General features: G+C 72.1%; 18 protein-coding genes. 8 read left to right on the top strand and 10 right to left on the bottom strand.

The window, feature by feature from the left end; all coding sequences use genetic code 11:
* Window positions 1–14 precede the first annotated feature (14 nt).
* Genes GA0070564_RS18640 through GA0070564_RS18620 form a run of 5 tightly spaced genes read right to left on the bottom strand, consistent with a single transcriptional unit; the run spans window position 15 to window position 4,485 of the window.
* Window positions 15–536 carry an NADPH-dependent FMN reductase gene (locus tag GA0070564_RS18640; protein WP_091609938.1) on the bottom strand — a complete coding sequence of 174 codons (522 nt, stop codon included), beginning with the start codon at window positions 534–536 and terminating at the stop codon, window positions 15–17.
* Window positions 505–1,755 (bottom strand): MFS transporter, encoded by a 1,251-nt coding sequence (locus GA0070564_RS18635; RefSeq protein ID WP_091609937.1) that lies wholly within the window; start codon window positions 1,753–1,755, stop codon window positions 505–507. Before GA0070564_RS18635 ends, GA0070564_RS18640 begins: the two co-directional genes overlap by 32 nt.
* Window positions 1,752–2,501: a formylglycine-generating enzyme family protein gene (locus tag GA0070564_RS18630; protein ID WP_218104962.1), complete on the bottom strand. Its 750-nt coding sequence runs from the start codon at window positions 2,499–2,501 to the stop codon at window positions 1,752–1,754. The genes GA0070564_RS18635 and GA0070564_RS18630 overlap by 4 nt, the downstream gene beginning before the upstream one ends.
* The gene (locus GA0070564_RS18625; protein ID WP_141714816.1) at window positions 2,498–3,475 is read right to left on the bottom strand and encodes a type 2 periplasmic-binding domain-containing protein; all 978 of its coding nucleotides are present in this window, start codon (window positions 3,473–3,475) and stop codon (window positions 2,498–2,500) included. The genes GA0070564_RS18630 and GA0070564_RS18625 overlap by 4 nt, the downstream gene beginning before the upstream one ends.
* A 5-nt stretch (window positions 3,476–3,480) precedes the next feature.
* Complete coding sequence (locus GA0070564_RS18620) at window positions 3,481–4,485, bottom strand: glycosyltransferase family 2 protein (RefSeq protein ID WP_176730736.1); 1,005 nt, start codon at window positions 4,483–4,485, stop codon at window positions 3,481–3,483.
* Between the two features lie 986 nt (window positions 4,486–5,471).
* Between GA0070564_RS18620 and GA0070564_RS18615 the strand changes: the two genes are divergently transcribed.
* The 4 genes from GA0070564_RS18615 (at window position 5,472) to ribA (ending at window position 10,165) form a co-directional block, all read left to right on the top strand.
* On the top strand, window positions 5,472–7,295 hold the full coding sequence (locus GA0070564_RS18615) for a WD40 repeat domain-containing protein (RefSeq protein WP_218104961.1): 1,824 nt from the start codon (window positions 5,472–5,474) through the stop codon (window positions 7,293–7,295).
* 76 nt (window positions 7,296–7,371) lie between these two features.
* The gene (locus GA0070564_RS29635; RefSeq protein WP_218104960.1) at window positions 7,372–8,391 is read left to right on the top strand and encodes a glycosyltransferase family 4 protein; all 1,020 of its coding nucleotides are present in this window, start codon (window positions 7,372–7,374) and stop codon (window positions 8,389–8,391) included.
* 77 nt (window positions 8,392–8,468) lie between these two features.
* Window positions 8,469–9,479, top strand: coding sequence for a TauD/TfdA family dioxygenase (locus GA0070564_RS18600; RefSeq protein ID WP_091609934.1), 1,011 nt, complete (start codon window positions 8,469–8,471; stop codon window positions 9,477–9,479).
* A 14-nt stretch (window positions 9,480–9,493) separates the two neighbouring features.
* Entirely contained in the window at window positions 9,494–10,165 is a 672-nt protein-coding gene (gene ribA / locus GA0070564_RS18595) for a GTP cyclohydrolase II (protein ID WP_342672562.1), read from the top strand.
* 224 nt (window positions 10,166–10,389) lie between these two features.
* Here the strand turns inward: ribA and GA0070564_RS18590 are convergent, their stop codons facing one another.
* The gene (locus GA0070564_RS18590) at window positions 10,390–11,241 is read right to left on the bottom strand and encodes a mechanosensitive ion channel family protein (RefSeq protein ID WP_091609933.1); all 852 of its coding nucleotides are present in this window, start codon (window positions 11,239–11,241) and stop codon (window positions 10,390–10,392) included.
* Between the two features lie 189 nt (window positions 11,242–11,430).
* Between GA0070564_RS18590 and GA0070564_RS18585 the strand changes: the two genes are divergently transcribed.
* From GA0070564_RS18585 to GA0070564_RS18575, 3 genes are all read left to right on the top strand, one after another.
* Window positions 11,431–13,587 carry an ATP-binding SpoIIE family protein phosphatase gene (locus GA0070564_RS18585; protein ID WP_091609932.1) on the top strand — a complete coding sequence of 719 codons (2,157 nt, stop codon included), beginning with the start codon at window positions 11,431–11,433 and terminating at the stop codon, window positions 13,585–13,587.
* 10 nt (window positions 13,588–13,597) lie between these two features.
* Entirely contained in the window at window positions 13,598–14,275 is a 678-nt protein-coding gene (locus GA0070564_RS18580) for an HAD family hydrolase (RefSeq protein WP_091609931.1), read from the top strand.
* A gap of 103 nt (window positions 14,276–14,378) precedes the next feature.
* Complete coding sequence (locus GA0070564_RS18575) at window positions 14,379–15,674, top strand: cation:proton antiporter (protein WP_091609930.1); 1,296 nt, start codon at window positions 14,379–14,381, stop codon at window positions 15,672–15,674.
* 5 nt (window positions 15,675–15,679) lie between these two features.
* Here GA0070564_RS18575 and GA0070564_RS18570 read toward each other — a convergent pair whose 3' ends face one another.
* Window positions 15,680–16,621, bottom strand: coding sequence for an NAD(P)/FAD-dependent oxidoreductase (locus GA0070564_RS18570; RefSeq protein WP_141714819.1), 942 nt, complete (start codon window positions 16,619–16,621; stop codon window positions 15,680–15,682).
* Window positions 16,622–16,713: 92 nt separating this feature from the next.
* Here GA0070564_RS18570 and GA0070564_RS18565 point away from each other — a divergent pair, with 92 nt between their 5' ends.
* The gene (locus tag GA0070564_RS18565) at window positions 16,714–16,932 is read left to right on the top strand and encodes a DUF3072 domain-containing protein (RefSeq protein ID WP_091609928.1); all 219 of its coding nucleotides are present in this window, start codon (window positions 16,714–16,716) and stop codon (window positions 16,930–16,932) included.
* On the opposite strand, the gene GA0070564_RS18560 is transcribed toward GA0070564_RS18565, so the two are convergent.
* The 3 genes from GA0070564_RS18560 to GA0070564_RS18550 are packed head-to-tail and all read right to left on the bottom strand — an operon-like array spanning window position 16,926 to window position 20,100.
* Window positions 16,926–17,435 carry a metallophosphoesterase family protein gene (locus GA0070564_RS18560; RefSeq protein ID WP_091609927.1) on the bottom strand — a complete coding sequence of 170 codons (510 nt, stop codon included), beginning with the start codon at window positions 17,433–17,435 and terminating at the stop codon, window positions 16,926–16,928. The two genes, GA0070564_RS18565 and GA0070564_RS18560, sit on opposite strands and share 7 nt — an antisense overlap.
* Before the next feature lie 47 nt (window positions 17,436–17,482).
* Window positions 17,483–18,262, bottom strand: coding sequence for a glucose 1-dehydrogenase (locus GA0070564_RS18555; protein ID WP_091609926.1), 780 nt, complete (start codon window positions 18,260–18,262; stop codon window positions 17,483–17,485).
* A complete protein-coding gene (locus GA0070564_RS18550; protein ID WP_091609925.1) occupies window positions 18,259–20,100 on the bottom strand; it encodes a glycoside hydrolase family 15 protein in 1,842 nt (613 codons plus the stop codon). The genes GA0070564_RS18555 and GA0070564_RS18550 overlap by 4 nt, the downstream gene beginning before the upstream one ends.
* Window positions 20,101–20,222 lie beyond the last annotated feature (122 nt).

Below are 20,222 nucleotides of genomic sequence, written 5' to 3'. Positions count from 1 at the left end.
CGCCGGTTCGCGCGCTACCGGTGGGGTCGTCGCGGGGTGAGGACACCCGCGCCGTTCAACCCGTTGGTCCACGCAGGCTCGAGGACGGCACAGAAGCCGGCGAACTCCTCGGCGAACCGGTCGAGGCGGGCCTTCTCGTCCGGCTCGCCGGGCAGGTGCACCACTCTGGGGTGGATGACCGAGTGGTAGTCGAGCAGGAGCGGCATCACGACGCTCTGCACGGCGAGCAGGCTCCGGGGCGTGCCAGCGGTCATGACCACGCCGACGGGTCGGTCCCTGAAGAGGTCGCCGAGCTGCTCGATGGCCGACTTGGTGGAGGCGGCGATGCCGAAGTTCCGCACCGGAGCGACCAGCACCACCCCGGTGACGGGCTCGGGCTCCGCGGCCAGCCGAGCCTGAGCGGTCGCCGGGTCTCGGCCCCAGTCGACCAGCGCCACCCGACCGGCGCCGGCGTCGGTCAGCCGCTGCGCGAGCATGCTGGCGCACTCGGCGCCACGGGAGTTCTCACTGTCGGACGTGGTCAGGACGATGATCATGTTTGGTCACCCCTAGCAGAATGGTCAGTACCGCCGCCGTGGTCAGGGTGATCACGATCAGCGTACGAGGGTCGCTGAGCCGCAGCAGCGGGATCCACAGCGACAGGAAGACGAGGTTGCTGGCGTTCTGGACGGCGAGCAACCGGGCGAAGAACGTGGACTGGGTACTCAGCGGGAGGTCGAGCTGCAGCCGGGACTGGGCCAGCACCACGCCGATCGAGGCGAGCCCGACCAGGCAGTAGACCGCCAGCATCAGCGGCAGCGGCGAGGTGAAGGTGACCAGGGCGCAGAGCGCGTAGAAGCCACAGATGACGAGTACCGCCACCCGGACGGACGGTGTCTGGACGCGCCCGGCGATCAGCACGCCGGCCAGGATCGCGCCCGCGCTGTAGGCGACGTTGGCGACGCCCAGGGTCCAGTCCGGCTTGCCGAGCACCAGTTCGAGGACCGCCGGGTAGTTGCTCAGCCACAGGCGCTGGGTCGTGGTGAAGACCACGACCAGTCCGGCCGTCGCCAGCACCCCCAGCGGATGCGGCAGGTACCAGCGGGACGGAGGGTCGTCGCCGGCAGGCGACTCGGTCTCCTCCCCACGCTGCTGGGCGCTGCGCAGGTCGTCGCGCACCCGCCACTGCAGCAGCGCGCTGAGCACGAAGGTGACGGCGTTGGCGAACATCGCGACCGCCGCGTTGGACAGCGCGAGGGTGAGCGCGCCCAGGCCCCAGCCGATCACGCCGGCGATCTGGGTGGTGGCGATGGAGTACCCGTTGATCCGGATCAGCACGCTGGCGGAGCTGGCCGAGAGCGCGCTGACCAGGATCCGGGCCGAGGTGGAGTAGAAGGCGGCCGCGCTGCCGATCACCAGCTCCTGGGCATAGACGATCTCCGGGCCGTTGTGCAGCGCCAGCAGGAACAACACCGGATAGACGGCGGCCGCGGCAGCGCTCACCAGATCCGCGGCGATCGCGACCGTGGCGGCGCCGAAGCGCTTGATGGCCCTGGGCACCAGCGGGGCCATCACGATCGCCGGTATCCCACCACAGATCGCGATGAGCGGCACCGACGCCGGGTCCCGGGTCAGTTGCAGCACCAGCAACGCGGCGGCACCGATGTACATGCTGTTGCCGAGGGCCGACAGGGCGGTGGCGGCGATGAGGACGCGCCCGGCCTGGCCGATGCGCGGCGCCTCCGGTGGGGCCGGCTGAAGTCCGGTCCGGCTCATGCCGCCGACTCCACGACCAGCCGCAGCGCCAACGGCTCGTCCGCCGCGTAGATGCCGTGCCGGCGGTCGCAGCGGGCGAGATCGCGGGCATGCATGTAGCCGCCCCCCTTGGTGACGTAGGGGGCGTGCGCCCAGTCCTCGACCGCAGGCACCTCGGCGGGAGCGCCGGGAAAGGGCGCGTACGGGGTGCGAGTGAGCTCGTCCGCGTTGCCGGCCATGTCGAGCAGGCCGAAGGCGCTGCGTCCGGCCGGGAAACTGCCGACCGGAGCGGTCGTACCCAGACTGGCCTGCGCCATGTTGGCCAGCCCCTCCTGCCAGTCGTCCCCCCACGGATAGACCCGCTCGTCGTCGCCACGGGCGGCGCGGACCCACTGCTCCTCGGTCGGCGGCGTGACGACCCGGCCGATGAGTTCGGACAGCGCCCGGTAGAGGTCGTCGATCTCGCTGAGCTGCACAGTGGCCGGATGATCGTGGCGGGCGTCACCGGTCGGGCGCACCCCGGTGCTCGGCGCGAGCGCAGCGACCTGATCGACCGTCAGCGGTACCCGACTGATCCAGAAGGTGGGCAGCCGGGCGAGGTGCCGGGGCACCTCCTTGAGCAGCCACTCGGGTCGTACACCGTGCATGTCGGGGGCGGCCAGCTCGGCCCTGACGGTCTCGGACGTCGACCCGATCGTGGTGGTGCCGGCCGGCACCTCGATCAGGCCGTCCTGGAGCTCGGCAAGTACTGCTTGCAACCTGGTCACGTCAACTCCTTGAGGTCGGCCACGGACAACGCCTCAGCCAGCAGCTCCGGAGGATCGTCGGCAAGCGTGCCGATGAGCGCCTGCCACGCCCAGATGGCGGTCCGGGCCCCGGCGATGGGACGCAGCAGCCGGAACGCGTCGCCTCCGGCGAGGTGGTGCACCGAACGGGGGCCGCCGTCCCGGGAGATCCGCTCGAGTGTGGCCGGGGCGGTGAGGTGGCGTACGAGCTCCCAGGCGATGTCATCGGCTCCGGCGGTGACCGCCCACCCACCGGCCAGGGCGAGCGTCGTATCGCCTCCGGTCAGCTCGCCGACCGACGCGACGCTCCAGGCGCCGGGCACCTCTCGCGTCAACCAGGGGCCTTCCAGGGCCAACCGCGCCGCCCCCTCGCGGGCGGCTTCCACCGTGTTGCGGTGACCGTGTTGCTGAGGAAAGGCCACCAGGCCTTCGCGGAGCAGCCCCTGGAGCCGGCGCACGCCGGCCAGGTTGCCCGACTCGCACCCGGCACCCCCTCCCCCGTCGAGGACGGTGCCGCCACCGTGGGCGTAGAGGAAGGGCGCGATCCGCTCGTAGACCGGGTTCATGAAGGTCGGGCCGACGTCGGACGCTGCGGCATCGCCCCGCCCGTAGTGACCGATCAGGGAGTAGTCCTTGGGGGCTGCCCACAGCTCACCGCCGACCTGGAACGCGGCCCCGAGAGCGGCCCGGACCGCGGGTTGGATCACGTCGGGGGGCGGTGGCTGGAGCAGCCCGGCCTCGACCAGGGCGCCCACCACGTCAGGGGTGACCTGGAGCACCGTGCTGCGGGCGGCGGCGCCGCCGAGGTAGGCGAGAAGCCCGTCCTTGTGGTCGGCCAACCGGGTGCTGGTCACTGGCACACCGGACGACCGGGTCCATGCTTCGAGTTCGGCGGTGAGCAGGGCGCTCTCCGTCGAGCCGGACGGTGAGCAGAGCACTTCGACGGTGTCGGTCACGCTAATCATCCTCTCTGCGTCGGCCGCCAACCGCCCGCCGGCGAGGCGGGCACCACTGCCGACAACACGGTCAGTCCCTCGACGAGTTCGAATGCCAGGAAGGCTGCGATGTCGCGGCCCCGCCCCGGCGGCGCCGCTCCACCCAGCGGCACAGCCACCACCAACCGGACGGCCTCGAGCAACCCCAGGAGGGCGAACACCCGGCGGGCCCGTCGGCTGGTCACGCCCAGGGCGAAGCTGGCGGTCCAGCCGGCCTGGGCCAGCAGGCTGACCCCGCCGAGCAGCCCCAGCAGGCGTCCCCGGGAGGGATAACCGGGTCGCAGGCAGTCCACCGCTGCGTGCAGCTGACCCTGGTACCAGCGCCGGCGTTGCCGCAGTGCGTGGCGCAGGCCGGCGGCGGGTCGACCGTAGGCGGGCACGCGGCTGGTCAGGCCGTGTTGCGGGTGCCCGGCGGCGGTGAGGCTCCACCGGTAGCCCTCTTCACAACCGTCCTCGGGCCATCGGCCGACCCGGTCCACGAAGGAGCGTCGCAGGAGCAGTCCGGAGGAGGCGAAGTATCGACCGCCGAGGCGCTCCCCGAGGTAGGTGTTCGCCATCTGGAACAACACCGACTGCATGTTGAGCAGGCGGGTCACTCTGCCCGGTCCGGCCGACAGTTCCACGAACTCCGCGTAGTCGAGACGGCCCTGCTCCGCCTCGTCCAGCGCCGACATCAACTCCGCGGCGGAGACCGCGACGTCGACGTCGAGGAACCCGATCCAGGCAGCCGAGGAGCGGCGGACCACCTCGTTCATCGCCCGGGCCTTGGGCGCGCAGGTCGGCACCTCGGCCAGCTGCACGCCCTCAGCCCGGTGGAGCAGGTGGCTCAGTCGGCCGCGTGTGGTGTCGTCGTCGGCGCCACACACGATGTACACCGACACGCCGGCCGGGCCGGCCAGGTTCTCGGCGGTACGGACCGCCTGCTCGAGTTGGGCCGACGGCTCCGCACGCACCGGAATGAACAGGTCCACCACGAGGTCGTCTCGGCCGGGGCGAGCACCGGCGCCCACCGTGACGGAACTGGTCCGCCGGGTGCCGGTGGCGCCTACGCGGGCCGGGGCCCGCCCTGGCGGGGTCGGGGCGTTCCCGCTCGGCGATACCGAGCGGCGAGCCGACGGCAACGGCCGGACGGGCATGAGGAAGCCAGGCACAAGCACTCCAAGCAGGTTGGGTCGGCACTCACCGAAGGACGGACGGGCGCTCACCCCGGCCGCTGCCCGGGACACGGGCACACCTGGCGACCGCGCGCCTGGCCCTACGGTTTCCGGGCTCCGAAAAGCCGGCTCCCGAAGCCATGAATTGGCAGGTAGATCTGTCTTAGCATCTTGCGGGGCGCCCGCCGGAACCTCGTATCACGCAGGTTTGAAAGTCGCACATGAATGAGCAATCCTTCGCCGATGCTATGGCGGACGCCACCGACTGTCAAAGCGATCAAGCACTCATGATCCATTTTGGAGAACACGGTCCAACCTGAGGAATGGGCAGCTCGGGCCGCTGGCAGGGCACGATTTGATCTACCGAAACGACCAGCGAAGAGCCCTCCGTCGACACTCCAGTCCTACCACTATGGAGTGACAAATGGCACTGACGTGAACACCCGAACCACCCACCACCTGACGTATATACATCGAGAACTGACTATATTTACTGCCCGGGCCGAGTGCGTATTGAAACCTTGACACTCAGCGATGGGCCGCTATAACGTGAAGAGCGGCTCAGATCGACGGCCTTTGCCAGTGTGACGTCCACGGGGTGATGTCGACGTCCGCACAGCCGCTCCGTCGACCCGGTCCAGCCCCGGGCCCGCAGGCGGGGCGCATCCAGAGCCGACAACGCGAACCAGTCACGCCTCGGTCTTCCGCGGCCCGACCCATGCCGGCCGATCAGGGCTTCCTGACGGCTGCTCGTGGCCGCCCGCCCCACAGACCCTCCAGAATCGAGGACTTCAATGTATGAGATGGACATCTCGGTCCGGCACGCCACTCTCCCCCAGCAGGGGGGCACTCCGCACGCCTCCCCGCAGACCTGCGTGGCCTTCAGCGGTGACAACCGATGGTTCGCCACCGGCGGCTACGACGGCCGCGTGGTGCTGTACGACCGGGCAACCGGCCAGCCCCGGTGGACCGGCCAGCATCATCGCCTCGTCAACGGGGTGCGGTTCGCTCCCAGCGGCGATCGGCTCGCCAGCGTCTCCGCCGACAAGACCTGCCAGGTCTGGGACACCCGGACCGGGCAGCTCGTCAACGTGCTCTCGCGCCAGCCCGACGACCTCAACTGCGTCAGCTGGCTCTCGGACGATGCCCTGGTGACCGTCTCACAGGACGGCACCGGTCGGGTCTGGGACCTCACCGACGGCATGCTGCGCGACACCGTGCTCAGTCACGCCGATCACTGCATGTTCGTCGACGCCTCGGCGGACGCCGTGGCGACCTGCGGCGAGGACGCCGTCATCCGGATCTGGGACCTGCAAGGCGCATGCCTCGCCGAGCTGGGTCAGGCCGGCCACGCCGAGATGTGCCGCTGGTCGCCCGACGGGACCATCCTCGCCGCGAGTTGCGACGACGGGCATGTCCATCTGCTGGAGCGCGACGGCGAGCTGCTCGGAAAGATCGGCCCGTACGAGACGGCGGTCAAGTCGGTCGCCTGGTCCCCCGACCAGCGTCACGTCGCCATCGGGGCCTACGACAGCACGGTGCGGATCTGGTCGGTGTCCACCGGCGAGGAGCTGGTCCGCTGGTCGGGGCCACACCTGTGGCCGCGGTCGTTGGACTGGGCACCGGACGGACGTCATCTCATCTCCGGGACCACCGCCGCCGCTCCCGCCCTGCTCCCTGTGCCCGACCAGCTCGGCGACACCGTGCACGGCGACGTCGAGACGGTCGAGCTGACGCCCACCACCACCACGTGCGGCGTCAACCACGTCAGCAGCCACCGGGACGTCATCGCGCTGGGCTGTGACGACGGCGGTGTCTGGCTCGCCGGCTCGACACCCCGCCGGCTGCCCGGGGGCGACGGGAGCCTGGTCAACACCGTCTCGCTGCACCCCCACGCAGGTCTGGTGGCGGCCGGGACCTTCTCCGGCCTGGTCTGGGTCTGCACCCTCGAGGGCGAGCCGGTGGCGTCGGTGCGGCGGCTGCACCCGATCAACCGGGTGGCCTGGTCGCCGGACGGCAACCGGATGGCCGTCGCCGACTACGAAGGCACGCTGGACGTCTACCGGTGGCAGGACGGCGCGCTGGTCCCGGAAACCGCCTACTACGGCCACGACGGTGCGGTGAAGGACGTCAGCTGGGTCGACGACCAGCGCCTGCTCGCGGTCTCCACGGACCGCACCGCGCGTCTGATCAGCTCCGACGGCGCGCTGCTGCGGATGTTCACCGGGCACGGCGAGCTGATCAACAGCGGCTCGGTGACCCGGATCGGCTCGCGGGAGGTGCTCGCGACCGCCTCGCGCGACCGGACGGTTCGGATTCACGATGTCGACACCGGTGAGCTGCTGACGGTACTGGTCGGCCACGACGAGTCGGTCAAGGCGGTGGCCTGGGGCCACTGCGACGGCCGCCCCGTCCTGCTGACCGGGGGGTACGACTTCACCGCTCGCCTGTGGTGGTTCACCGACACCGCTGAGCTGGCCGGCAGCCGCCGGCTGGAGGCGCACGCCAACGCGATCAGCTCGGTGACCTGGGCTGGCAGCGACCCGGTCACCGCAGGTTGGGACGGTCGCGTCTTCCGCTGGTCGATCGATGGTGACGACGCGCGGCCCCAGGTCGTCTTCGGCTGAACCCGCCCGTCGCCGTACGGGCGACTCGGCGTCGCCGTTCCACAACCAATCCCGATCCGCGCAGGAGAGGACCCGCATGAGGATCGCACAACTCGCGCCCCCCTACCTTCCTTGTCCGCCCGTCGGCTACGGCGGGGTCGAGCGGGTGATCGCCGAACTGACCGACGCACTCGTCGACCGGGGTCACGAGGTGACCCTCTTCGCCCACCCGGCCTCCCGGACCCGGGCACGGCTGGTCAGCACCCGACTGACCGACCGGGACAGCTTCGACTGGCAGCGGGAGGTGGTGCACGCCTCGGAGTCGCTGCAGCAGATGACGGACTTCGACGTCCTGCACAACCACTCGACCGCCGCACTTCCGTTCCGCCGCTTCGCACCGCTGCCGATGGTCACCACCGTGCACGGCACCACCGGCTGGGAGGTCATCCGCCCGGTGTACGAGCACGCGCGGGAGGCCGCCTTCGTCTCCATCAGCGACAGCCAGCGTCGGTTCGGTGTCACCGACCTGAACTGGATCGACACCGTCTACAACGGCATCGACATCGACCGGTTCACGCTCGACCCGAGACGCCTCGACGGGCGGAACTACCTGCTGCACATGGCGACGCTCAGCGAGCGCAAGGGCACCGCGGACGCCGTGCGGATCGCCCTGGCGACCGGGCGCCGACTGGTCATCGCCGGCCGGGTGGATCCCTCCGACCGAGCCTTCTACGACGCCCAGGTCGCGCCGTACGTCGACGGCGACCAGATCCGCATGATCGGTGAGGTCGACGGCCCGCAGAAGGTGGAGCTGATCCAGGGTGCCGCCGCGATGGTCCTGCCGATCCACTGGGAGGAGCCGTTCGGCCTGGTGATGGCCGAGGCCATGGCGTGCGGAGTGCCGGTGCTGGTGCTGGATCGGGGTTCGGCGCGAGAACTGGTCGCCGACGGGGTCACCGGCTTCGTTCGGACCACTGTCGACGAACTGTGCGAGGCGGTCCCTGACCTGGCGGGTCTCGACCCGTACGCGTGTCGCGCCCGGGTCGTCGAACGGTTCAGCCAGGACACCATGGTCGACGGTTACCTGGCCATCTACCAGAAGCTGGCCGCGACCTGAGCGCACCGCGCCCAACCGGGGCGGAGCCTGTGCCGCGCCGCCCTGCCCATCGCACGCCACCTTGACCGGGAGCACACATGCCACAATCCGTCATTCAACTCGATCGCCGGTCGGTCGGCCGCGAGGTGCCACCCCCACCGCGCCACCGCCTGGCGGAACCCGCGACGCGCCAGCTCGCCGAGACGGCCGGCTCGCTCTGCCTCGACGACGCCCACCTCGACGACCAGGGCTGGCTCCAGCAGGTACGCCTGGCCGGCGCCACCCTGCCGGCCGTGATCCGCGACCCGCTCGTCTGCTTCGGGTACGACAGCGGGCCCGCGGGTGCCATGGTGCTCGGCGGTGTGCCCACCGACCGCGCCACACCCGCCACCCCGACCGTGGCCGGCTCGGTACGCCGGGTCCCGAGCCTGGCGTCGGCCGCGCTGATGCTGCTCGCCCAGCAGCTCGGCCACCCGGTGGCGTATCGGCAGGAGAAGTCCGGGGCGCTGGTCCAGGACGTCGTTCCGGTGCCGGAGTTGAGAACCGACCAGAGCAACGCCGGGGCGGTGGAACTCCTGATGCACACCGAGAACGCCTTCCATCCGTACCGGCCGGACTATGTCCTGCTGCTCTGCGTCCGCGCCGATCCCGCCGGGGAGGCCGGGCTCCGGCTGTCGTCGGTGCGGCGCGCGCTGCCGCTGCTGGACGACCGGACGATCGCCACGCTTCGGCAGCCACGCTTCCGCACCTCGCCGCCGCGCTCCTTCGGCGAGCTGATGGAGGCTCAGGTCGGCCCGGTGCTGCACGGCGCCGTCGAGGACCCCGACCTCTGCGTCGACTTCGCCGTCACGAAGGCGGTCGACGCCGAGGCCACCGAGGCGCTCGCCCGGCTCGGGCGGGCGATGGGAGAGGTCACGCACGAGATCAAACTCCAGGTGGGCGACCTCGCGGTGGTCGACAACCGGATCAGCGTCCATGGCCGCACCGCCTATCAGCCTCGCTTCGACGGCACTGACCGGTGGCTGCACCGGGTCTACGTCCAGGTCGACCTCCGCAGGTCGCGGCAACTACGACCCGCCAACGGCCACGTCCTCGACAGCCTGCGATGAGCAAGGAGACAGCAATGGTGAACATGAGTACGGCCGGCGACGGCGCCGTGCTTCAGGTCGTCGCGGCACCCGCCGAGAACGTACCGATCCGCCAGCGGATCACCCTGCCGCTGTGGAGTTCCAACGGGGCCCAGGAGCCACACCTCTACAGCTTCGACGCTCTCTGCGACGGAGCTGAACACCTGGCCGTGCACTGGCCGGGGCCGGAGGACTCGGTACCGCTGGTCCGCATGCACTCGGAATGCCTGACCGGAGATGTTCTCGGCTCGGCGCGATGCGACTGCGGGCCCCAGCTCAACGAGGCCATCGAGCTGATCAGGGCGCAGGGAGGGGTGCTGTTGTACCTGCGCCAGGAGGGGCGGGGCATCGGCCTGTACAACAAGATCGACGCCTATGCGTTGCAGGAGCAGGGGCTGGACACGGTGGACGCCAACCTCAGTCTGGACATGCCCGTCGACGCTCGCCGCTACGATGCCGCCGCGCAGATGCTGCACAGCCTCGGCATCACCCGGATCCGCCTCCTCACGAACAATCCCGAGAAGATCGCCGGATTGCGGGAGTGCGGCATCGAGGTGACCGAGCGGGTGCCGACCACCTCCTTCGTCAACGCCGACAACTTCGGCTACCTGCGTACGAAGGTGACCAGGCTCGGACACCAGCTCGGCCCGGTCGAGGCCCAGGAGTGACCGTCGGCTAGGTGACCGGCGGTGGCGCGTACGGGGGAGGCGGGTTCGCCCGCCTCCCCCGTGGTCTGACGGGCCCGCCGGTCGGTTCACCGGTGCGCGTTGGGACCTTGCCTGCTGGCGGTCCGCTCCCCGACCCGCGCGCTGGATCCCCGGCACCTGGTCCGGGCGCGGCGGAGGGTGCCCGCGATCGCCCCGCGGACACCCTCGTCGCACCGTCGTCCGGCTCAGCCGTTCGGCCGACCGAACTGCTGGGTCTCGTCCCCCGGCCGGCCGCCGCGCGATCCGGTCATCGAGGACTCCGGCATCACCTGGGTACGCTGACCACCACGGTCGGCCATCTGCCGCTCGTAGTCGCTGCGCCCGGCGTTCTGCCCCTGCCGCTGCGCCTGGATCGCCCGGGACTCCTCGGCCATCCGGTTGAGCCAGCCGTCCCAGCGGTTCTGCATCGGCTTGACCAGACCACCGCCGACGCCGACGATCAGGATGCCGGCCACCGTCGCCAAGACCGCGATCAGCACCGGCGTCGTGACCGTGGTCGCGATGCCCACCTGGTTGAGCGCGGCGATGACACCGAGCGCCAGGATGAACACGGCGGTCAGGTCCGCCAGCACCTTGCCGTACGACAGCCCGCCCAGCGCCCCGGTGATCAGATCCTTCACCGCGTTGGCGATGGCCGCGGCCACGACCACGATGACGATCGCCACGAACGCCCTGGGCAGCCAGGAGATCACGCCGCGGATCAGGTCACTGATCGCGTTGGGTCCCCACACCCCGAAGGCGAACTGCAGGGTGAACAGCAGCACGGCGTAGTAGGCCAGTTTGGCCAGGATGTCACTGGCGTCGTACTTGGTCCGTTCCAGCGCGCGTTTGATGCCGCCGCGTTCGACCGCCCGGTCGAACCCGACCCGTTCCAGTGCCGCGTCCACGATCTTCAGCACGGCTCGGGCGATGAGCCAGCCCACCACGAGGATCACGATGAACGCGATGGCCCTCGGGATGAAGAGCAGCACCGACCTCCAGAAGTCGGTCAGGGCGGAACCGATGTCGGCCTGCCCGACCGCGAGGGTTTTCGGCATGATGTCCCTCCTGTCGCATGGACTAGCGCCGCCCGCATACCCCCTCGATCGGGCAGCACGCCGCAGCCACCTGGCGGATTTTCCCGACATCGGCCGGCAGACCGGCCCTGAACTGGCGTAATCCTCCGTCGGGCCGGGCCGGCCGGCGCGATCGGGGCGACCGTCGAGGGCTCCGGATAGGCTGCCTCCATGCCAGGCACGGTCGGGCGAGTTCCCACCCCATCCGCTCCCGCTCCCACGGAGGCTCCCGAGCCCACCGACGCGGCGACCGCGGTGCTCGCCCACCCGTGGGGCGACACCCCGCTGGGCCCCCGCGAGCGGTGGGACCCCGCCGTACGCGCGGTCATCGACGTCGTGCTCGCCTCGCCGGTGCCGATGTGCCTGCTCTACGGCGACGACTTCCTGCTGCTCTACAACGAGGGGTACGCCGAGGTGCTCGGCGCCCGGCACCCCGCCGCGATCGGTCGGCCCGCCGCCGAGGTCTTCGCCGACGTCTGGCACACCCCCGGCGCCGCCGAGGTGATCGAGCGCGCCTACCGGCGGGGCGAGCCGTTCCTGGAACGCGACTCGACGCTGCCGATCCACCGCAGCCTCGGCACGGCCGGCCGGGTCGCCTTCACCCGGGCGCACGCGGCGGTGCAGGACAGCGCGGGCCGCATCGTCGGCGTGCTGAGCGTGCTGGTGCAGACCAGCCAGGTCACCCAGCAGTTGCAGAGCCTCAGCGACTTCGCCGCCGCGCTGGCCGGCACGCTCACCCTGGACGACGTGGCGCGGGTGACCCTGCGCTACGCGCTGGGGTCGTTCGACGCCGACCGGGTGGCCTTCGCGATCGACGAGGGCAGCAACTGGCGGACCGTGCGGCGGGTCCGCGGCGAGCTGCTGGACGAGGCGGACGAGCGACTGCCACCGCTGTGGCGGCGGGCCGCCGGCGACTCCGCCGCCCCGGCGATCGCCACCGCCCGCAGCGGGGTGCCGTTCCTGATCACCGACGGGCAGCCGCTGCGGGACAACGCGGTGGACCGGCACGACCAGAAGATCCGGGCGCTGGCGGCGCTGCCGCTGCGCTCGTCGGTGATCCGCGGCGCGCTGGCGGTGGGCTACCAGGAGGCGCACGTCTGGACCGGCGCGGAACGGGCCCTGCTCGCCGCGGCGGTGGAGCTGGTCGGCCAGGCCGCCGAGCGGGCCCGCCGGTTCGAGACCCAGCACGGCACCGCCCAGCTGCTGCAACGCAGCATGCTGCCGGAGCACCTGCCGGCGATGCCTCGGCTGCGGATCGCCGCCCGCTACGAGCCGGGCGTCGACGGCAACGCCGCCGGTGGCGACTTCTACGACGCGTTCACCCTGCCCAGCGGCGGGCTGGGCGTGGTGCTGGGCGACGTGGCGGGCCACGACGTGCAGGCCGCCGCCCGGATGGGGCAGGTCCGCGCCGCGCTGCGTGCGCTGGCGCTGAGCGACCCCCGCCCGGACGCGGTGCTCGGCGGCCTCGACCGGCTGGTCGCCAGCCTCGGCACCGAGGCCGACACCCACGAGCTGTTCGTCACGGTGGTCTTCGGGGTGATCGACCTGGAGTCGCAGCAGGTCACCCTGGCCAGCGCCGGGCACCCGGCGCCGCTGATCCGGCGCTGCGCCCCGGACGGCACGGGCACCGCCCGCTACGTCGACCTGCCCGCCGGCCCGCCGCTGGGGCTGGGCTGCCGGCCGGGTACGGCCACCGTGCCGTTCACCGCCGGCGACACCCTGCTGATGTTCAGCGACGGGGTGGTCGAGCGACGCTGTAAGGACCTGTCGGCGGGGCTGGACGGGCTGGCGGCGGCGGTGGCCGGGGCGGGCAGCGGCGACCCCCGGGCGCTCTGCGCGGTGGCCAGCGCGGCGGTGCCCGGCGCCACCGAGGACGACGTCGCGGTGCTGGCGGTGGAGCACGCGGTCCGGCCGAGCCGGTCGGCGAGCATGGAGGTGCCGGCCGAGCCGACCGCGCCGAGCCGGGTCCGACACTGGATGACCGGCCAGCTCACCGAGTGGCAGGTGCCCGAGCAGGTGATCGGCGCGGCGGTGCTGTGCACCAGCGAGCTGACCACCAACGCGCTGCTGCACGCCGGCACGGCCGCCCGGGTGGCGGTCGACCTCAGCCCGGAACGGCTGCTGGTCTCGGTCGCCGACTCCGGCACCCGCGGCACGGTGACCCGCGCCCAGACCGACACGCTGAGCAGCCGGGGTCGGGGACTCGGGCTGATCGAGGAGCTGAGCGACGCCTGGGGCACCGACCCGACGGTGCGCGGCTCGACCGTCTGGTTCGAGATCCTCATCCCGGCCGACCGGCCAGGCGTCGCGGGCGGTTCTGACGGGTAGGAGGAGCGCCATGCCCGATCTGAAGCGCAGCGGAGTCCTCCTCGACGTCGACGGGACCCTCGTCGACACGACCTACCTGCACACCGTCGCCTGGTGGGAGGCACTACGGCAGGCCGACCACCGGGTGCCCATGGCGGTCATCCACAGGTCCATCGGAATGGGCTCGGACAAGCTCCTCGACCACCTGCTCGGCGCGGAACGCGACCGGGACCAGGACGACAGGCTCCGCGACGCCCACGACAGCCTCTTCGCCGGCTGGTTCGAACGGCTGGCCCCGCTGCCCGGCGCCAGGGAGCTGTTGCGGGCCTGCGCGGCGCGGGGGCTGCGGGTGGTGCTGGCCACCTCCGCCGCCGAGCACGAGCTGGCCGCGCTGCGCAAGGTGCTCGACGCCGACGACGTGATCGACACGGTGACCAGTTCGGCCGACGCGCAGCAGAGCAAGCCGGCGCCGGACATCCTGATCGCCGCGCTGGAGCAGGCCGGGCTGGACGCCGCCGAGGTGGTCTTCGTCGGCGACTCGGTCTGGGACGTGGCGGCGGCCGGCAAGCTGGACATCCCCTGCATCGGGCTGGCCTGCGGCGGCACCAGCCGCGGCGAGCTGGCCGGCGCGGGCGCGGTGGCCGTCTACGACGACCCGGCGGCGCTGCTGGCCGGCCTGGCGGAGAGCCCCATCGCCGCCCTGCGGTGACGATCACCCGGACAACCCGGACAGTCACGATTGGCCGGGTGGTCCGCAGGGCAAGGAGTGTCACCACCTCCCCGAGGCACGGGCGAGGCCGAAGGGTGGTGTCGTGGAGCCGGTAGACGTGGCGTTCGCAGTGGTGGGGATCGGCGCCCTGCTCGCGGGGATCCTGCCCCGCGTGCTGGAACGCCGACCCCTGTCCATGCCGATCGCCTTCCTGGGGCTGGGCATGCTGGTGTTCCTGCTCCCGGTCGGGCTGCCCGTGCCCGACCCGCTCCGCTTCGACACGTTCACCACCCACCTGACCGAGGTGGGGGTGATCGTCGCCCTGATGGGCGCCGGCCTGAAGATCGACCGGCCGCTGAGCTGGCGCCGCTGGTCGTCGACCTGGCGGCTGCTGGCCATCGCCATGCCGCTGTGCATCGCGGCGGTGGCGCTGCTCGGCTGGTGGTGGGCGGGCCTGGTCCCGGCCACCGCGCTGCTGCTGGGTGCCGCGCTGGCCCCCACCGACCCGGTGCTCGCCTCCGACGTGCAGGTCGGCGAGCCGACCGACGCGGAGGACTCCGAGGACGAGGTGCGCTTCGCCCTCACCTCCGAGGCCGGGCTCAACGACGGCCTGGCCTTCCCCTTCGTGTACGCGGCGATCGCCATCGCCTCCACCAGCCTCGCCCCGGCCGACTGGTTCGCCGAGTGGTTCGCCGTCGACGTGCTCTACAAGCTCGCCGTCGGGGTGGGCGGCGGCCTGCTGATCGGCTGGCTGCTCGGCAAGCTCTTCTTCCGGGCGCCCAGGGAGATCCGGCTGGCCAAGCACGCCGAGGGCTTCCTGGCCCTGGCCGCGACCTTCCTGGCGTACGGGCTGGTCGAGGTGGCCGGCGGGTACGGCTTCCTCGCCGTCTTCGTGGCCGCGCGGGCGATCCGGGCGGCCGAGCGGACCCACGAGTTCCACTCGGTGCTGCACGACTTCGCCGAGCAGGTGGAGCGGCTGCTCACCGTGATGCTGCTGCTGCTCTTCGGCGGCGCGATCGTCGGCGGGCTGCTCAAGCCGCTGACCTGGCAGGCCGCCGCGGTGGGGCTGGCCCTGATCTTCGTGATCCGCCCGCTGGCGGGCTGGTTGTCGCTGCGCGGGGCGCCCGGCCGGCCGGCGGAGCACTGGGTGATCTCCGCGTTCGGCATCCGGGGCGTCGGCTCGTTCTACTACCTGGCGTACGCCACGACCAAGACGGAGTTCCAGCAGGCGCAGCTCGTCTGGGCGATGGCCGGCCTGGTGGTGCTGGTGTCGGTGGTGGTGCACGGGGTGGCCGCCACCCCGGTGATGCAGCTGCTCGACCGGGAGGGCGAGCGCACCCAGGACGCGTCGGAACGCGGCTCCGCCAAGGAACCGGCACCGGCCGGTGCGAACGGCTGAGCGGGTCAGGCGGTGAGCCGGGCGGCCAGGGCGCGTCCCAGGTCCCGGCCGGAGCGCCAGGCGGTCTGCACCCGGGGCTTGCCGCCGAAGGCGTCCCCGGCCAACCCGATGCCGTCGGCGTCCAGGTGAAAAGTCCCCTCGGCGGTCGACGCCGGCTTTGCGTACGTCCAGCGGTGCACGTGCACCAGCTCGGCCGGCTGGGCGAGCCCGAGCAGGTCCCGGACCGCCTCCTCGATGGCCGGCCCGGCGGCGCTCGGCTGGGCCAGGTGCGGGGCGGCGAACTCCGGGGTGGTGTGCGCGACCAGCACCGGGGCGGCGTCCCCGCGCCGGTCGCCGTCGTCGCAGACCACGGCGAGCACCGGGTGGTCGTTGACGAAGGCGCCCCGGAAGTCGGCCCACCGTCGCCCGGGGAAGCGCAACACCCCGGTGAGCGCGGCCGTCCACTGCTGGTCCTGCACCGCCCGGGTCGCCTCGGCCAGCGCCGGATCGAGCAACAGGGCCGCCTGCGGGCCGGGCATCGCCAGCGCCACCGCGGCGCACGGTCGACCGTCGACGACCGGGCCGGGCTCCACCCCGAGCACCAGCCGGTCCACGGTGAGCGGCAGGTCCCGGGCCAGGTGTTCGACCAGGGAGCGCAGGCCGCCGGGGGCCGCCCAGCGCATCGGACCGGGGCGTTCCCGCCGGCCCTGACGGTCGTACGCGACGAAGGTGTCGGTCCACTCCCGGGCCAGCCCGGCCGTCCGCCACTCCCCTGCGACCTCGGCGAAGTCGGGATCGTCGACGGTGAAGTAGGCGGCGCCGAGATCGGCGGGGCGCCCGTCGAAGCGCTTGCTGGCCATCCGGCCGCCGGCGACCCGTCCGCGTTCGCGGATCTCCACCGGCACCCCGGCCCGCGTCAGCTCCACCGCGCACGCCACCCCGGCGATCCCGGCGCCGACCACCACCACACCCGAGTCCATCAGGTGATCGTATGCGGCGTCGGGGCGGAATGAAGCCGACACCACCGGGGTACTGGCACAGGTGTTCGAGGAGAGGACTGATGATGACCGACGCCAACCGCAACAACGCCAATCCGCAGGGCGCCATCAAGGACCCCGACGAGTGGGTCACCGGTGAGGAGCCGCCGACCGCCGCCCAGGAGTCGTACCTGCACACCCTGGCCCAGGAGGCCGGCGCCGAGGTGCCGGACGACCTGACCAAGGCCGAGGCCTCGAAGCGGATCGACGAGCTCCAGGCGGAGACCGGCCGCGGTCAGTGACCGCCACGCGGGGGCAGGCGGTGCAGCTCGACCTCGTCGAGCCGCCCCGCCGCCACCCGCGCGGTCAGGTACGTAGCGTACGGCTGAGCTCGCCGGTCGGTGGGCGACCCGGGGTTGAGCAGCCGCAGGCCGTCCGGGGCGACGCTGTCCCACGGGATGTGGGAGTGGCCGAAGACCAGCAGGTCGCAGTCGGGGAACCGGGCTGCGCAGCGTTCCTCACGGCGCTGCTTCGGGCCGGTCTCGTGCACGACGGCGACGCGGAGCCCGGCCAGCTCGACCCGGGCCACCTCGGGCAGCCGGGCGCGCAGCGGCGGGCCGTCGTTGTTGCCGTACACCCCGACCAGCCGGCGGGCGCGGGCCTGCACCGCGTCCAGCAGCGTCTCGTCCACCCAGTCCCCGGCGTGCAGGACGACGTCGGCGGCGTCGATCGCGGCCCAGAGCGGTTCGGGCAGGTCCCGGGCCCGCTTCGGGACGTGGGTGTCGGCGGTGACGACGAGACGCATGCCCCCATCGTGCCGGGCGGCGCGCTCGGCCGCCCGGCGTGGCGCGCTCAGGCCCCCTGGCCCTGGTTCTGCATCAGCCCGCCGTCCATGAAGTAGGTCGAGCCGGTCACGTAGTCGGCGTCGTCGCTGGCCAGGAAGACGGCGAGCTTGGCGATCTCCCCCGGCTCGGCGGCCCGCTTCCACGGGATGCTCTGCACCTGCTCGTGCAGGTAGTCCGGGTTGTCGATGGCCTCCTGGTTGAACGGCGTGAGCACCATCCCGGGGCCGATGTTGTTGACGTTCATCCGCATCGGCGCCACCTCCAGCGCGAGGCTCTTGGCCAGCTCCAGCATGCCGCCCTTGCTGGCGTCGTAGTCGGCGCCGCCGGCCCGGGCCACCTCCTGGTGGACGGAGGTGATGTTGATGATCCGACCGCCGCCGCCCGCGTCCCTGCGGTGCCGGACGAACCGGCGGGAGCAGAAGAACATGCCGTAGAGGTTGGTCCGGATGCACCGGTCCCAGGTCTCGGTGTCCAGGTCGGCCACGGGGATGCCGGACGCGTCCACCCCGGCGTCGTTCATCAGGATGTCCAGCGTCCCGAACTCCGCCAGCGCCTCGTCGAACATCGCGTCCACCTGGTGCTCGACGCTGATGTCCCCCTGCACCACCACCGCCCGCCGTCCGGCCCGTTCGATCTCGGCCTTCGTGTGGTTGGCCCCGGCGTGGTCGTGCAGGTAGTGCACCACGACGTCGGCGCCCTCCCGGCCGAACTCGATCGCGGTGGCCTGCCCGATACCCGAGTCCGATCCGGTGATCAGGGCCTTCTTGCCGTCCAGTCGTCCGGTCATCGCCGTGCTCCCTCCCTCGACGCCGCGCCGGTCGGCACGGCGGGTGCGGTGGACGTCGCGGCCGACCGGGCGAGCGCGTCGGTGATCCGGCCGGCGGTGTTGATCAGTCCGATGTGCGAGAAGGCCTGCGGGAAGTTGCCGAGCTGTTCCCCGCTGACCGGGTCGATCTGCTCGGCGAAGAGGCCCAGGTCGTTGACCCGGGCGGCGAGCTGCTCGAAGAGTTCGGCGGCCCGGTGCACCTCGCCGGCCTCGGCGAGGCAGCCGGCCAGCCAGAACGAGCAGATGACGAACCCCGCCGGGTCGGTGTCCCAGCGGCGCAGCAGGCCGTCGTGGCCGAGCCGTTGCTCGATCAGGTCCATGGTCGCGCGCATCCGCGGGTCCGTCGCCGGCAGGAAGCCCACCAGCGGCATCAGCAGCACCGAGGCGTCCAGGTCGTCGGAGTCGAACGCCCCGGTGTACGCCCCGAGCCGCTCGTTCCAGCCCCGGGTCAGCACCGCCGCGCGGAGCTCGTCCCGGGCCGCGGCCCAGCGGGCGACGTCGGCCGGATCGCCGATCCGCGCACCGAACCGCACCGCCCGGTCCAGCGCCGTCCAGCACTGCACCTTGGAGGAGACGTAGTGCCGCTCGGCGTCGCGCGCCTCCCACATGCCGGCGTCGGGGCGGCGCCAGTCGGTGGTCGCCTGGTCGGCGAGGTCACGCAACAGCTGGCGGACCTCCGGGGCCATCGGGTCCAGGTAGTGCCGCATCAGCCAGGCCGCGTCGAGGATCTCGCCGAGCACGTCGGTCTGCCGCTGCTTCCACGCGTCGTTGCCGACCAGGACCGGCCGGCTGTCGTCGTACCCGGGCAGGTGACCGAGGGCGTGCTCGGTGAGGTCCCGTTCGCCCTGGACGCCGTACATGATGGGCACCGGGTCCTCGCCGATCCGGCCCATCGCCCGGGACACCCAGGAGAACTGCCGGTTCGCCTCGTCGGGGCAGGCCGCCAGCCAGAGCGCCTGGAGGGTCAGGCAGAAGTCGCGGACCCAGACGAAGCGGTAGTCGTAATTGCGGTCGCCACCGATCTCCTCGGGGAGCGAGGTGGTGGCGGCGGCGACGATCGCGCCGCTGGGCCCGTAGGTCATCCCCTGCACCACCATGGCGCTGCGCCGCACCTCGTCCCGGTAGAGCCCCTGGTAGTCGTGCAGGCCGGCCCAGGACCGCCAGCCGGCGACCGTCTCGGCGACCACCTTCTCGGCGTTGGGCGCCACCGGCTCGGCGTCGCCGAAGGTGGCCGCGTAGCCGAGGGTGAAGCCGTACGGCTGCCCGGCCCGCGCGGTGAACCGGGCGCTCGCCTCCCCCACGCCGTATTCCAACGGCACGGCGCCGCGCAGGGCGAGCCGGTCCGCCCCGGCGACGGCCCAGACCAGACCGTCGCTCTCGGTGAGGTACGCGGTGACCCGCCCGTACTCGAAGCGCGGCCGATAGTCCAGCCGCATCGGTACCTCCCCGGAGAGCCCCTCCACCAGCCGGGCCAGTACGCCCGGTGAGCGCCGCCCGATGTCGTGACCCCGGGCACCGGGCTCAAGCCCGAGCGCGTCGGTGACCGCGACGGATCCATGCGGGGTGTGGAACACCGTACGCAGCACCAGCGTGTCGTCCAGGTACGACCGTTCGCTGGTGAAGTCGCCCTCGGGCCGGATCGACCAGTGCCCACCGTCGTCGCCGAGCAGCCGGCCGAAGACCGACGGCCCGTCGAACCGGGCCGGGCACCACCAGTTCACCGCGCCGGCCCGGTCGACCAGGGCCGCGCTGCGGCCGTCGGCCAGGAAGCCGTGCTCGCTGATCCGTCCGCTCTGCACGGGGCGGGTTACCCCGGTCGCGTCGGCCGCATTCCTCCCCCGGGCCGGCGGGATCGGCCGGGGCCGGGCGGGTTACCGGTCGTCGGGCCGGGAACGCGAGGCGTCGACGAAGGAGGATGCTG

This window comes from Micromonospora mirobrigensis, from assembly GCF_900091555.1.
In the GTDB taxonomy this organism is placed as follows: domain Bacteria; phylum Actinomycetota; class Actinomycetes; order Mycobacteriales; family Micromonosporaceae; genus Micromonospora; species Micromonospora mirobrigensis.
The sequence above is the reverse complement of the archived record's forward strand: the minus strand, read 5'-3'. Positions and strand labels throughout refer to the sequence as shown.

Bases quoted from the DNA above. Each gene is read 5' to 3' on its own strand.
- GA0070564_RS18580 (WP_091609931.1), top strand. From the start codon at position 13,598: ATGCCCGATCTGAAGCGCAGCGGAGTCCTCCTCGACGTCGACGGGACC.
- GA0070564_RS18600 (WP_091609934.1), top strand. From the start codon at position 8,469: ATGCCACAATCCGTCATTCAACTCGATCGCCGGTCGGTCGGCCGCGAG.
- GA0070564_RS18560 (WP_091609927.1), bottom strand. From the start codon at position 17,435: ATGCGTCTCGTCGTCACCGCCGACACCCACGTCCCGAAGCGGGCCCGG.
- GA0070564_RS18565 (WP_091609928.1), top strand. From the start codon at position 16,714: ATGATGACCGACGCCAACCGCAACAACGCCAATCCGCAGGGCGCCATC.
- GA0070564_RS18640 (WP_091609938.1), bottom strand. From the start codon at position 536: ATGATCATCGTCCTGACCACGTCCGACAGTGAGAACTCCCGTGGCGCC.
- GA0070564_RS18635 (WP_091609937.1), bottom strand. From the start codon at position 1,755: ATGAGCCGGACCGGACTTCAGCCGGCCCCACCGGAGGCGCCGCGCATC.
- GA0070564_RS18555 (WP_091609926.1), bottom strand. From the start codon at position 18,262: ATGACCGGACGACTGGACGGCAAGAAGGCCCTGATCACCGGATCGGAC.
- GA0070564_RS18615 (WP_218104961.1), top strand. From the start codon at position 5,472: ATGGACATCTCGGTCCGGCACGCCACTCTCCCCCAGCAGGGGGGCACT.
- ribA (WP_342672562.1), top strand. From the start codon at position 9,494: ATGGTGAACATGAGTACGGCCGGCGACGGCGCCGTGCTTCAGGTCGTC.
- GA0070564_RS18585 (WP_091609932.1), top strand. From the start codon at position 11,431: ATGCCAGGCACGGTCGGGCGAGTTCCCACCCCATCCGCTCCCGCTCCC.
- GA0070564_RS18590 (WP_091609933.1), bottom strand. From the start codon at position 11,241: ATGCCGAAAACCCTCGCGGTCGGGCAGGCCGACATCGGTTCCGCCCTG.
- GA0070564_RS29635 (WP_218104960.1), top strand. From the start codon at position 7,372: ATGAGGATCGCACAACTCGCGCCCCCCTACCTTCCTTGTCCGCCCGTC.